Source organism: Gilliamella sp. W8145 (assembly GCF_016101145.1).
GTDB classification, from domain to species: Bacteria; Pseudomonadota; Gammaproteobacteria; order Enterobacterales; family Orbaceae; genus Gilliamella; species Gilliamella apis_A.
Window position 1 is genome coordinate 228,227 of sequence record NZ_JACFRC010000002.1, and the last position, 14,067, is coordinate 242,293.

The 14,067-nt window shown below is 35.3% G+C and carries 11 protein-coding genes and 4 tRNA genes; 2 read left to right on the plus strand and 13 right to left on the minus strand.

Translation table 11 applies throughout. From position 1 onward, the window contains the following. Nucleotides 1–39: 39 nt before the first annotated feature. Nucleotides 40–240 (minus strand): glycerate kinase, encoded by a 201-nt coding sequence (locus H3T80_RS08540; protein ID WP_198201404.1) that lies wholly within the window; start codon nt 238–240, stop codon nt 40–42. 225 nt (nt 241–465) lie between these two features. Here H3T80_RS08540 and H3T80_RS08545 point away from each other — a divergent pair, with 225 nt between their 5' ends. Further along, nucleotides 466–2,388, plus strand: a complete 1,923-nt coding sequence (locus H3T80_RS08545; RefSeq protein ID WP_198201405.1) for an ABC transporter ATP-binding protein — start codon at nt 466–468, stop codon at nt 2,386–2,388. A 97-nt stretch (nt 2,389–2,485) separates the two neighbouring features. Here the strand turns inward: H3T80_RS08545 and nusG are convergent, their stop codons facing one another. The 11 genes from nusG to H3T80_RS08600 form a co-directional block, all read right to left on the minus strand. After that, nucleotides 2,486–3,031 carry a transcription termination/antitermination protein NusG gene (gene nusG, locus H3T80_RS08550; protein WP_110448530.1) on the minus strand — a complete coding sequence of 182 codons (546 nt, stop codon included), beginning with the start codon at nt 3,029–3,031 and terminating at the stop codon, nt 2,486–2,488. Nucleotide 3,032: 1 nt separating this feature from the next. Further along, entirely contained in the window at nt 3,033–3,434 is a 402-nt protein-coding gene (secE, locus tag H3T80_RS08555) for a preprotein translocase subunit SecE (RefSeq protein WP_110448531.1), read from the minus strand. A 134-nt stretch (nt 3,435–3,568) separates the two neighbouring features. After that, on the minus strand, nt 3,569–4,753 hold the full coding sequence (tuf, locus tag H3T80_RS08560) for an elongation factor Tu (protein WP_034900851.1): 1,185 nt from the start codon (nt 4,751–4,753) through the stop codon (nt 3,569–3,571). A 183-nt stretch (nt 4,754–4,936) separates the two neighbouring features. Continuing rightward, nucleotides 4,937–5,012 (minus strand) — tRNA-Thr (locus tag H3T80_RS08565). Nucleotides 5,013–5,015: 3 nt separating this feature from the next. Next, nucleotides 5,016–5,090: transfer RNA gene (locus tag H3T80_RS08570), tRNA-Gly, on the minus strand. 55 nt (nt 5,091–5,145) lie between these two features. Beyond that, nucleotides 5,146–5,230 (minus strand) — tRNA-Tyr (locus tag H3T80_RS08575). A gap of 32 nt (nt 5,231–5,262) precedes the next feature. Beyond that, a tRNA-Thr gene (locus H3T80_RS08580) sits at nt 5,263–5,338 on the minus strand. 581 nt (nt 5,339–5,919) lie between these two features. Beyond that, nucleotides 5,920–8,622, minus strand: a complete 2,703-nt coding sequence (adhE, locus tag H3T80_RS08585) for a bifunctional acetaldehyde-CoA/alcohol dehydrogenase (protein WP_110448712.1) — start codon at nt 8,620–8,622, stop codon at nt 5,920–5,922. Between the two features lie 295 nt (nt 8,623–8,917). After that, nucleotides 8,918–9,712 (minus strand): tRNA cyclic N6-threonylcarbamoyladenosine(37) synthase TcdA, encoded by a 795-nt coding sequence (gene tcdA, locus H3T80_RS08590; protein WP_294913272.1) that lies wholly within the window; start codon nt 9,710–9,712, stop codon nt 8,918–8,920. Between the two features lie 301 nt (nt 9,713–10,013). Then, a complete protein-coding gene (locus tag H3T80_RS08595) occupies nt 10,014–11,369 on the minus strand; it encodes a PFL family protein (protein ID WP_110453866.1) in 1,356 nt (451 codons plus the stop codon). A 35-nt stretch (nt 11,370–11,404) separates the two neighbouring features. Beyond that, the gene (locus H3T80_RS08600; RefSeq protein WP_110448709.1) at nt 11,405–11,674 is read right to left on the minus strand and encodes an ACT domain-containing protein; all 270 of its coding nucleotides are present in this window, start codon (nt 11,672–11,674) and stop codon (nt 11,405–11,407) included. Nucleotides 11,675–11,817: 143 nt separating this feature from the next. On the opposite strand from H3T80_RS08600, the gene H3T80_RS08605 reads away from it, so the two are divergent. After that, nucleotides 11,818–13,035 (plus strand): pyridoxal phosphate-dependent aminotransferase, encoded by a 1,218-nt coding sequence (locus tag H3T80_RS08605; RefSeq protein WP_198201407.1) that lies wholly within the window; start codon nt 11,818–11,820, stop codon nt 13,033–13,035. 207 nt (nt 13,036–13,242) lie between these two features. Here the strand turns inward: H3T80_RS08605 and H3T80_RS08610 are convergent, their stop codons facing one another. Then, nucleotides 13,243–14,001: a M48 family metallopeptidase gene (locus tag H3T80_RS08610; RefSeq protein WP_198201408.1), complete on the minus strand. Its 759-nt coding sequence runs from the start codon at nt 13,999–14,001 to the stop codon at nt 13,243–13,245. Nucleotides 14,002–14,067 lie beyond the last annotated feature (66 nt).

A 14,067-nucleotide genomic window follows, 5' to 3' on the forward strand; every position in this document is an offset into this window, starting at 1 on the left:
GATGCCCTTTATCAGAATACTGATAAAGGGTATTTATGACTATTTAAGGTTACTGCCTAAATTAAGTGTTAAGGCAATATTCATCGAGGTTTGATAGAGGTTTGCTTTTGCCGTTACTGATTCTAGTACTTCCGCCAAAGTCGCAACTTTACTTAAAATACTGAACATGGCATTAATACCATAAGGATAAATGGTTTCAGCTTTATTGCCCAAACTGCCAACAATAACAATTACCGTCATAAATTACAAAACTTACAATAGTTTTGATTCAGCCTCACAATCTAACGTATTCAATCTCTCAGGCTTTCTTAACAATATCATCAAATTGACAGTTTATTAACAATAACCTTTCAAAGTTAGGCAATAAGAATTCATTACCATGTTAAATTTCCTATTATGATTTTGCATACGCTCTATTTTTTGTTAGCATAACACATTTTATATTGAATCATAGGTGACTTCGTCATGATAGTGTTTGATTCTATCCAAATTCGTAGAGGCATTAATCTACTTTTAGATAATGCATCTGCAACAATAAATCCTAAGCAGAAAGTTGGATTAGTCGGTAAAAATGGCTGTGGTAAATCCACACTTTTTTCATTAATTAAAGGTGAAATTCAAACTGATGCCGGTAGTGTTTTTATTCCTGCCCAATGGCAATTAGCATGGGTAAATCAAGAAACACCAGCATTAGATACAGCCGCTATCGAATATGTTATTGATGGTGATCGTGAGTTTCGAAAATTGGAACAAGATTTAGAGATTGCTTACGAAAAAAATAATGGTGAGCAAATTGCGCTTATTCATGAAAAACTTGATAACATTGACGCTTGGACTATCCGCTCTCGAGCGGCAACATTATTGCATGGTTTAGGTTTTTCCAATGAACAATTAATCTTACCGGTTAAATCCTACTCTGGTGGTTGGCGTATGCGACTTAATCTAGCACAAGCGTTAATGTGCCGTTCCGATTTACTTCTTCTTGATGAACCAACCAACCATCTTGATTTAGATGCTGTGATGTGGTTAGAAAAATGGTTAAGTAATTATCAAGGTACACTTATTTTAATTTCCCATGACCGTGATTTCTTAGATCCATTGGTGAATAAAATTATTCACATTGAACAAAAGAAACTATTTGAGTATACCGGTAATTATTCATCATTCGAGACACAACGCTCAGCAAAACTGGCTCAGCAACAATCAATGTATGAAAGCCAGCAACTTAAAGTTGCACATTTACAAAGCTATATTGATCGTTTTAGGGCTAAAGCAACTAAAGCTAAACAAGCTCAAAGCCGAATAAAAATGTTAGAAAGAATGGAATTAATTGCACCAGCACATGTTGATAATCCATTTCACTTTAAATTTAGACAATCTGAATTCTTACCAAGTCCTTTATTAACGATGGAAAATATCGTTGCCGGCTATGGTGATAAAATTGTATTAGAACAGATTAAACTTAATTTAGTTCCAGGTTCTCGCATAGGTTTATTAGGTCGTAATGGTGCTGGTAAATCAACACTCATCAAGTTATTAGCAGGTGAATTACTGCCAATGCAAGGTCAGGTTAGCTTAGCTAAAGGGGTACAACTTGGCTATTTTGCTCAACACCAATTAGAATATTTACGGGCAGATGAATCAGCTTTATGGCATTTAAAACAACTTGCGGAGCCGAAAAATACCGAACAAGAATTACGTAATTATTTGGGAGGTTTTGATTTTCATGGTGATAAAGTTAGTGAACCAGTAAAAACATTTTCTGGTGGTGAAAAGGCTCGATTAGTTTTAGCGTTAATTGTTTGGCAAAAACCAAATTTACTGTTGCTCGATGAACCAACAAACCACTTAGATTTAGATATGCGACAAGCATTGACTGAAGCATTAATCGATTTTGAGGGGGCGTTAGTTGTGGTCTCGCATGATAGGCATTTATTGCGTTCTACTACTGATGAGTTTTACTTAGTTCATGATCATAAAGTCGAACCTTTTAATGGTGATCTTGATGATTATCATAAATGGCTTACGGAAGAACAGAAAGCAGAAAACCAACCGGAAGAAACAAATAAACCAATAAAAAAGGAAAGTTTACCTAAAGTTTCAGCGCAAGAACGTAAAGAGCAGAAACGCAAAGATGCTGAGGCTCGTGCACAATTACAGCCACTTAAAAAGCAGTTACAAAAAGAAGAGAAAATTATTGCTCGATTAAATGATCAATTAAAAATTATTGAAGAGCAATTAGCAGATCCCGATCTTTACGGTTCAGATAAAAAAACAGAACTGACGCAATTGCTGCTCAATCAAAGTAATTTAAAAATAGAATTAGATGAAGCAGAGTCAAGTTGGTTTGATTTACAACAACAGTTAGAAGAATTTGAAGCTGAGTAATCATAACTCTAATAAAATTTATTTGTTTAAAACAAAAAACACAGAGTTTATGCTCTGTGTTTTTCTATAAATATTGTGCAGTAAAACAGTTAAGTTTTTAGCTTTTTTCTACTTGGCTAAAATCAAGTTCAACTGGAGTAGAACGACCAAAAATAGAAACCGACACTTTTAAGCGACTTTTTTCGTAATCTACTTCTTCAACTACACCATTAAAGTCAGCAAATGGACCTTCGTTAACACGAACAAGTTCACCTGGTTCAAATAATGTTTTAGGACGCGGTTTATCACCAACTTGCTGTAGACGATTCATAATTGCATCAACTTCACGTTGGCTAATTGGCGCTGGTCTATCTGATGTCCCACCAATGAATCCCATTGTTCTTGGTACACTTTTAACTAAATGCCAAGTTGCATCGTTCATCATCATTTCAACTAAAACATAACCTGGGAAAAATTTACGTTCGCTTTTACGGCGCTGTCCACCTTTCATTTCAACAACTTCTTCGGTTGGTACTAAAACTTCCCCAAAAGAATCTTCCATATTATGTAATTTAATATATTCACGTAATGATTGTGCAACACGTGCTTCATAGCCAGAATAAGCTTGGATCACATACCAGCGTTTTTGTTGTGTTTCACTCATATTAACGCCCTATTGAAGTTAAATAAAAGATGATTGAACGGAACAAAGAATCCATTCCCCAAAGCGCAGTACCAACAATAACGGTAATAACAGCGATTAATAAAGTTGTTTGTACAGCTTCTTTACGAGTAGGCCATACAACCTTTCTGAGTTCTTTTCGTGATTCTTGCAGAAAAGCTATAAACGATTTCCCTTTAGCGGTTGTAAATGCAATAAATAAGGTTAAAAGCGAAACCACAACAACTGCAATAATTCGAACGATCGCATTTGGTTGATATATATCATTAGGTAAAGAGAAATAAGAATTTCCCCAAACAATTAACGCAATTAATACTAGAACCAAAACCCATTTAAATTTGTCTAGAACAGTACTTGTATCTTGACTCTCGTTACTTACTAGCATATAAAACCTATGATTATGTTATTTATAATATTATCCATTTTCCAAAATGCTCTTTCTCTAAAAACATTTTGCTAAACAGACTAGGTAAGAAAGGGTATCAAAAGATACCCTTTCTATGATCGCGATTGCTGAAATTATTTAATAACCTTAGCAACAACACCAGCACCAACAGTACGACCACCTTCACGAATAGCGAAACGTAAGCCGTCTGCCATTGCGATTGGGTGAATTAATGATACTGTCATTTTGATGTTATCACCTGGCATTACCATTTCTACGCCTTCTGGTAATTCAATAGTACCTGTTACGTCTGTTGTACGGAAGTAGAACTGTGGACGGTAACCTTTGAAGAATGGAGTATGACGACCACCTTCATCTTTACTTAGAATATACACTTCTGATTCGAAATCTGTATGTGGAGTGATTGAACCTGGTTTTGCTAATACTTGACCACGTTCGATTTCTTCACGTTTTGTACCACGTAATAATACACCTACGTTCTCACCAGCACGACCTTCGTCTAGTAATTTACGGAACATTTCAACACCAGTACAAGTTGTTTTAGTAGTCGGTTTGATACCAACGATTTCAACTTCTTCACCAACTTTGATTACACCGCGCTCTACACGACCTGTTACTACTGTACCACGGCCTGAGATTGAGAATACGTCTTCGATTGGTAATAAGAATGGTTTATCAATGTCACGCTCTGGTTCTGGAATGTAGCTGTCTAATGCTTCTGCTAATTCTACAATTTTATCTTCCCATGCCGCATCGCCTTCTAACGCTTTAAGCGCTGAACCACGAATTACTGGTGTATCGTCACCTGGGAAATCGTATTGAGATAAAAGTTCACGTACTTCCATTTCAACTAATTCTAATAATTCTTCATCATCAACCATATCACATTTGTTTAAGAATACGATGATGTAAGGTACACCTACTTGACGACCTAAAAGAATGTGCTCACGAGTTTGTGGCATTGGACCATCAGTTGCTGCTACTACTAAGATAGCGCCGTCCATTTGTGCCGCACCAGTGATCATGTTTTTAACATAGTCAGCATGGCCTGGGCAGTCTACATGTGCATAGTGACGAGTTGGTGTATCGTATTCAACGTGTGAAGTATTGATGGTGATACCACGTGCTTTTTCTTCTGGTGCGTTATCGATTTGATCGAATGCACGAGCTTGACCACCGTATTTTTTAGATAATACTGATGTGATCGCTGCAGTTAAAGTTGTTTTACCATGGTCAACGTGGCCGATTGTACCAACGTTAACGTGGGGTTTTGTACGTTCAAATTTTTCTTTAGACATTTATCGTCCCTCAATGTAATACAAATCGGTGGTGATTCACCACATTAACCAAGTATCATATTTAATTTTAACATAATACTAACTTAAAATTAGCTCTGAATGATACCAGATAAAGCCGTCAAGTGACAAGCTCTAAAGCAGTTAAATCTAATTTTTTTAGAAGGTTTAGGAAATTAACAAGAATGGTGCTGATAGGCAGATTTGAACTGCCGACCTCACCCTTACCAAGGGTGCGCTCTACCAACTGAGCTATATCAGCAATTGGAGCGGGCAGCGGGAATCGAACCCGCATCATCAGCTTGGAAGGCTGAGGTAATAGCCATTATACGATGCCCGCATGTTCAAACTCGGCTACCTAAATGCTTCAATTAGCAATTGCTAATGTTAGATAATGGTGGTGGGGGAAGGATTCGAACCTTCGAAGTGTGACACGGCAGATTTACAGTCTGCTCCCTTTGGCCGCTCGGGAACCCCACCCCGAATCATTATAAACTGTTTACTTAGGAAAATGGTGCCGGCTGCCGGAATCGAACTGGCGACCTACTGATTACAAGTCAGTTGCTCTACCTACTGAGCTAAGCCGGCCTAAGTGCTGCGCATTATGTACTAGAACATTTAAGCTTGCAAGCAAAAAAAACATTTTTTTTATTGTTTGATTAAAAAAAAATCAAAAAAACCAAAAAAGATTGATATGTAAACTATTTCAGGATTTTTTTTAATCAAAAATAACATGTTAAATTATTTCCTTTTTTACGCCTTTTTCGTGGTTTTAGTAGCTGAACCCGCTTTAAAAGCGGTATGAGTAACAATATTTCTATGAATATCACCCTAATATTGAGGTAATACCATAGCGAATTTCGAGTAAAATTTGTTCATATAATAAAATTAAAGAATAAAAAACTAAGATATAAACTATCACAGGCTTTTGCTAATCAAGAATAATCTTTCAAATTATTTCTTTTTAGACTTTTTTTTCTTAATTATGATTGAAGACATCTTTAGCTATGATGTAAATAGATGCATTTTCGCTAATATCACTCTTATCTTGATACATATGACTATAGTAAATTTAAAGTAGAATTTATTTGTTTCGCAAAATTAAAAAATAAAAAAGCCCGAGATATAAATTATCTCAGGCTTTTGCTAATCAAGAATAATCTTTTAAATTATTTCTTTTTAGGTGCTTTTTTCTTAGTTGTAGTTGCAGCTACACCTTTAGCTGCAGTGTTAACAGCTACATCTTCACTAATGTCACCTTTATCTTGATACGCACGACCATAGTAAGTATCAAGTAGAATTTGTTTTAATTCTGCAATTAAAGGATAACGAGGGTTAGCACCAGTACATTGGTCATCAAATGCATCAACTGCAAGTTGATCAACTTGAGCTAAGAAAGTTTTCTCATCTACACCAAACTCTTTGATAGAGAAAGGAATATCTAGATCTTTTCTTAATTGATCTAACCAGCCAATTAATTTCTCAACTTTCTTCTCGTCTTTATCTGTTGCTACAGTTAAGCCAAGATGTTCTGCAATCTCTGCATAACGTCTTACAGCTTGAGGATAACCATATTGGCTAAATGTACCTTGTTTAGTCGGTTTATCCGTTGCATTAAAGCGAACAACATTACTAATTAGCATCGCATTCGCTACACCATGAGGAATGTGAAATGCCGCACCAATTTTATGGGCAATTGAGTGGCAAACACCTAAGAATGATTGAGCAAACGCAACACCGGCTAAAGTTGCAGCATTATGCACTTTTTCACGAGCGATAGGATTTTTTGCTCCTTCTTTGTAACTTGTTGGCAAGTAAGCTTTTAATAAGCTTAATGCTTGTAATGCTTGACCATCAGAAAACTCGCTTGCCATAATTGACACATAAGCTTCTAAAGCATGAGTTACCGCATCATAACCACCAGCAGCACAAAGTGATTTTGGCATATTCATAACTAAGTTAGCATCGACAATTGCCATGTTTGGTGTAATTGCGTAATCAGCTAATGGATATTTTTGGCCAGTTGCATCATCAGTAACTACCGCAAACGGTGTCACTTCAGACCCAGTACCAGATGTGGTTGTCACGCAAATTAGTTTTGCTTTTTTACCCATGTTAGGGAAATGACAAGTACGTTTACGAATATCCATGAAACGCAATGCTAATTCGTCAAATTTAGTTTCTGGATGTTCATAAAGAACCCACATAATTTTCGCCGCATCCATTGGTGAACCACCACCTAAAGCTATAACAGTATCCGGTTGGAATGCTGTCATTGAATCAGTACCTTTACGGACGACACTTAATGTTGGGTCAGCTTCAACATCAAAGAAGGTTTCACAAATCACACCTTGTGCTTCAAGTTGATCAGTAATTTGTTTTGAGTAACCATTATTAAATAAGAATTTATCGGTTACTAAAAATACTCGTTTGGCACCTTGCTCAATCACTTCATTTAAAGCAACTGGAAGCGAGCCACGTTTAAAATAGATAGAACTTGGTAATTTGTGCCATAACATGTTTTCTGCTCTCTTAGCGATTGTTTTCTTGTTGATTAAGTGTTTCGGACCGACATTTTCTGAGACCGAGTTACCACCCCAAGAACCACATCCTAATGTTAAAGATGGAGCTAAATCAAAGTTATACAAATCACCGATACCACCGTGAGCAGCTGGTTGGTTGATTAAAATACGACATGTTTTCATTTTACTGCCAAAATAAGCAACACGATCACGATTACTATCTTGATCAGTATAAAGTACTGAAGTATGTCCCATACCACCCATTTCAACAAGTTTTTCAGCTTTATCTACCGCTTCATTAAAATCTTTAGCTTTAAACATAGCTAATGTTGGTGAAAGTTTTTCGTGAGCAAATGGTTCAGATAAATCTACTTTACTTACTTCACCAACAAGTACTTTAGAACCTGCAGGAACTTTAATACCAGCCATTTCTGCAATCTTAGTTGCTGGTTGGCCTACGATATTAGCATTTAAAGCGCCTTTATCATTTAAGATGATACCTTGAACAGCTTTTGTTTCTTTAGCATTTAAAACATAAGCGCCATATTGAGTCAATAAATCACGTACTTCATCATAAACTGAATCAACGACAACAATAGCTTGCTCAGAAGCACAGATCATACCATTATCAAAAGTTTTAGACATAAGTACTGATGCAACAGCACGTTTTAAATCAGCAGTTTCATCGATAATTACAGGGGTATTACCTGCACCAACACCTAATGCTGGTTTACCAGAACTATAAGCGGCTTTAACCATACCTGGTCCACCAGTTGCTAAGATTGCAGCAACATCATCATGATGCATTAAAGCGTTTGATAATTCGATAGATGGTTCATCAATCCAACCAATAATATCTTTTGGAGCACCAGCTTTAATTGCCGCATCTAACACAATACGGGCAGCTTCAATAGTTGATTTTTTAGCACGTGGATGTGGGGAAAAGACAATAGCATTACGAGTTTTTAAACTGATTAATGATTTAAAAATTGCGGTTGAAGTCGGGTTTGTAGTCGGCACGATTCCACAAATAATCCCTAATGGCTCCGCTATTGTAATGGTACCATAAGACTCATTTTCAGCAACAACACCACAAGTTTTGTCATTGCGATATTTATTAAGAATATACTCTGCAGCAAATAAGTTTTTAATAACTTTATCTTCTACAATCCCCATTCCTGATTCAGCAACAGCTTGCTGTGCAAGAGGGATTCGAGCTGCAGCTGCGGCTGTTGCTGCTGCCACGAAGATTTTATCAACTTGCTCTTGAGTATAAGTAGAATAAGTTTCCTGAGCTTTTTTAACTCGAGTCATTAACTCATTTAACTCATTCATATTGGTTACTGCCATAGATTTCTCCTTGAAAATTAAAAAATAAACTTGGATCGTTTGGCGTCTTCCTTGAACATATTTAAAGCATATTTATAATAGCAAAACGAAATTGTCGGATATCGTAAATCAGTTTTTTACTTTACACAATAAGATATTTACAAAAAATGAATGTTATTTAAAAGAGCAAATAATTTTATTGTTTTTTGCTGACTAAAATTTAAAATTTTATTACTTTATTATCAGAGCATTTCAAAAAATGAACAATTTACGATAAGGTAAAAAATATATTTTTAACGTAAATAAATGATAAAAATTATACAATGCTCAACTTATTTAATACATAACTAACCGCCACAAAACCAAATGTTGCCGTAACAGTAGTGATTGCCCCAAAACCTGATTCACAATCCATTTTTTTTGCACCTTGCGCTTGGCTTTTCATTAAGCAAGTTTGGCCATTAGATGCCGGATAAGTCAATTGTTCAGTTGAAAACACACATGGAATAGCAAATTTACCTTTACTATCTTTATTAAGTTTATAATCATTTTTTAATCGCTCGCGCAATTTAGCCGCTAAAGGATCTTGAATTGTTTTCGCTAAGTCAGCGATTTTAATTTGCGTAGGATCTTTTTGTCCCCCCGCTCCCCCTATTGTAATGACCTTTAATTTTTGTCGCTTACAATAAGCCAAAACAGCAGCTTTATCTTTGACGCTGTCAATTGCGTCAATAATATAGTCATAACGAGGATGTTGTTTAGAACCCAAATAATCATTAACGTTATCGGCATTAATAAAATCATCTATATCATTAACAACACATTCAGGATTGATCTGTAAAATTCTATCTGCCATAACCGAAGTTTTTGCTTTACCTATATTAGGTTTTAAAGCGTGAATTTGACGATTAGTATTGGTAATACAGACATCATCCATATCTATCAAAGTAATTTGTCCAACGCCACTTCGAGCAAGCGATTCAGCGACCCAAGACCCCACACCACCAATACCAATGACACAGACATGAGCTTGAGAGAAACGTTGTAATACCTGTTCACCATAAAGTCTAGCGATACCACTAAAGCGTTGAAAATAAAGTTCTGTTTTCATCATTATTTATTGATAGTGTTTATGTTTAAACACTATATACTCCTCAAACCTTTTTAAATGAGAATATTTATTCTCTTTTATTGATAACTTATTCATTAATATTATTCCTATTATACCTTTTCAAGAGTGAAACATTAAATTTGTTTAGAATTATTGATACTGATTAGCAAATAATATTGCATATATGGTTAATTTAGAATAAGCACACTAAATAATGAATCTATATCATCGATATGGTTTATGATGAGAAATAATTTGCGACTCTGCCATAAAGAAGTATTATCAACAGAGTCACAATAAATTAATTTTTAAAGGAGTGAATTGGAGCAGGAATACGCCCACCACGATTAATAAAATCGCATGAACTAAATTTATTTACTGGCATTACAGGAGCATGGCCAAGTAAACCACCAAATTCAATATTATCGCCTACTTTCAAACCTACAGCTGGGATAATTCTGACCGCCGTAGTTTTATGATTAATTACTCCAATTGCTGCTTCATCAGCAATAATTGCTGAAATAGTTTCAGCTGGCGTATCGCCAGGAATAGCAATCATATCAAGCCCTACAGAGCAAACACAGGTCATGGCTTCTAATTTTTCAAGATTTAGAGCCCCATTGTTTACTGCATCAATCATACCCGCATCTTCTGATACAGGAATAAATGCACCACTTAATCCACCTACATGGCCACAAGCCATTACGCCACCTTTTTTCACGGCATCATTAAGCATCGCTAGTGCAGCGGTAGTTCCATGTGTTCCAACAACTTCTAGTCCCATTTCTTCTAAAATATGTGCTACTGAGTCACCGATAGCTGGAGTTGGAGCCAAAGATAAATCAACAATCCCAAATTTAACGCCTAAACGTTCCGACGCTTCTTTACCTACCAGTTGACCCATACGAGTTATTTTAAAGGCAGTTTTTTTAATTGTTTCAGCAACAACATCAAAAGGCTGACCTTTAACTTTTTCCAATGCTCGCTTAACTACACCCGGCCCACTCACACCGACATTAATCACACAGTCAGCTTCACCAACACCATGAAAAGCACCAGCCATAAATGGATTATCTTCAACTGCATTAGCAAATACCACTAATTTTGCACAAGCCATACTACTATTGTCGGCGGTTAATGCGGCCGCTTCTTTAATAATTTGTCCCATTTGCTTTACCGCATCCATATTAATACCAGTTTGAGTAGAGCCGACATTAACTGAAGAACAAACTCGTTCGGTTTGTGCTAATGCTTGTGGAATTGATTTAATAAGGATTTCATCGCCTTTATGGTAACCTTTTTGCACTAATGCAGAAAATCCGCCTATAAAATTAACACCAACCGCTTTGGCTGCTTCATCGAGTGTTTTAGCAAAGGCAACATAGTCTTTATCGTCACTTGCGCCTGCAATCAATGATATAGGAGTAACTGAAATACGTTTATTAATAATAGGGATACCAAATTCAGAAGTAATTTGATCACCAACTTTAACTAAATCTTTCGCTAATCGCGTAATTTTATCGTAGATTTTTTGACGCGCTTTTGCACCATCACTATCAATACAATCAAGAAGAGATATACCCATGGTTATTGTGCGGATATCAAGTTTTTCTTCCTCTATCATTTTAATTGTTTCGAGGATCTGTTTTGTTTCCATTAGTTCTATCCTTTCGTAAAAATATGAAATTGAGCTTATAAACGATGCATTGCATCAAAAATTTCTTCTCGTTGTATATTCACTTTAACTTTTAACTGCTCACCAGTATGCACCAAAGTATTTTTGACCTCATCAAAAGTGACGTTAATGTTAGATAAATCTAATAACATAATCATGGTAAAATACTCATCCATAATAGTTTGGCTAACATCTAATATATTAATATTTAATTCATATAACTTCTGGCTTATCCCTGCAATAATTCCTGTTTGGTCCTTACCAATTACCGTTAAAATTGTTTTCATCACACTCTCCGCACAAATTTTATACACTTAAAAAATATTTATTGGGTTGTTTATAATAACACCTTCAAAAATTATCTAAATAGGAGTAGATTGTTTTTTTACGCAAAATAAAAAGCAATAAGATAAAATGAAAGGGCATTATTATGATAAATTTTCAAAAATCCAATAAATTGGACCATGTTTGTTATGACATTCGTGGGCCAATTCTTGAGCATGCCAAAAGGCTGGAAGAAGAGGGTCAAACTATTCTTAAACTCAATATTGGAAATCCAGCCCCTTTCGGTTTTAACGCACCTGATGAATTATTAGTTGATGTCATTCGTAATCTACCTACATCGCAAGGGTATTGTGACTCAAAAGGTCTTTATTCTGCTCGTAAAGCGATTATGCAGCACTATCAATCCAGAGGAATTACTAATTTAGATGTAGAAGATATCTATATTGGTAATGGTGTTTCAGAGTTAATCGTTCAATCCATGCAAGCATTACTTAATAGTGGTGATGAAATATTAGTACCAATGCCTGATTATCCACTTTGGACAGCTGCTGTTAGTTTATCTGGTGGCAATGCAGTTCACTATGTTTGTGATGAAGAAGCTAATTGGTCACCTGATTTACAAGATATCAAACAAAAAATTACCCCTAAAACCAAAGGGATTGTGATTATTAATCCAAATAATCCGACTGGAGCGGTTTATAGTAAAGAAGTTTTACTCGAAATAGCCGAAATCGCACGTCAAAATAATTTAATTATTTTTGCTGACGAAATTTACGATAAAATTTTATATGATGATGCTGTACATCATTCGATTGCGGCTTTAGCTCCAGATCTATTTGTTATTACCATGAGCGGTTTATCAAAAACTTATCGAGTTGCTGGTTTTAGACAAGGTTGGATGGCACTATGTGGACCAAAACATCATGTTAAAGGTTATATTGAAGGTCTAAATATGTTAGCTTCAATGCGTTTATGTGCCAATGTACCACTGCAACACGCAATTCAAGGCGCATTGGGTGGTTATCAAAGTATTAACGAATTTATTGTGCCTGGCGGTCGACTCTATGATCAATGTATGTTGGCATGGCGTTTATTAAATGATATTCCTGGCGTTTCTTGTACTAAACCACAAGGTGCTTTATATCTATTTCCAAAACTGGATCAGAAAAAATTTAATATTCATAACGATCAAAAATTAGTTTTAGACTTTTTGTTACAAGAAAAAGTACTGTTAGTACAAGGAAGTGGATTTAATTGGCATAAACCAGATCATGTTAGGATTGTTGCTTTACCTCATACAGGTGAACTACAAGATGCTATAGCTCGATTTGCACACTTTTTATCTAGCTATAAACAAGTATAATTTAATTTCTATATATCCCTCTAATTATAATAGAGGGATATTCAAACATTAAAATAATCTATTTTAATATTTCAATAAATTATTTAAATTAATTTGCTTAATCTCTACTTAAACTCATTAATTATGATTATCAATTAATAATTGATTAACAGTAACTAATAAAAAAGCGCCAAAAAGGCGCTTTTTCTAATAAATTATTTAAATGAATTATCTTTTTAATTCAGCTAATTTATTACGAATATTTTCAGCACGTTTTGCTGAAGATGGATGGCTACTTAAAATTGATGCATCACCACCACCTAATTTATCAAATGCAGTTGCAAGACCTGCTGGATTGATTTTTTTCTTAACTAAATAATCAAAAGAGAAATTATCAGCATCTTGTTCTTGTGATTGAGAGAATTGAGCATTGATAACAGCTTCAGCTAAAGCACCTAAAGAGGATTTAGATAATGAAGCAACTGTTTTGTTACCTGATGCTGCCGCTGCATCACGAGCGATTTCTGTTGCATAAGCAACTTGGATTGCTTTTTTGCTATGACCTAAAGCAACGTGACCTAATTCGTGACCTAAAACGCCTTGAATTTCGTTATCAGTCATCATATCCATTAAACCACTGTAAACACGAACACAGCCATTAGCCATTGCCCAAGCGTTAACATCTTTAGTGATATACACTTTATAGTTAACTGGAGTTCCATTGATATTATTACCAAGAGCTTTAGCAATTTTATTTAAACGTTTAGTATATGCACTTTTAGCTGGAGCAATTTTTGACTGAGCATCCATTTGAGCACAAGATTTTTGGCTTAATGCTTTCACATCATTATCACTGAGTGTTGCTGCTTCTAAACCTTTCATACCAAGACTAGTTAAATCACTAGCACTCATATTTTTACAGCCGGCTAAAGACATAGCTGCAACTAAAGGTAGTGCAACAAGCAATGTTTTTTGATGTTTTTTCATATCATTTTCCTTATATTAACAGACTTTTCTTTCTTCTAACATTCATGTTAGATGTGTGGAATTTTA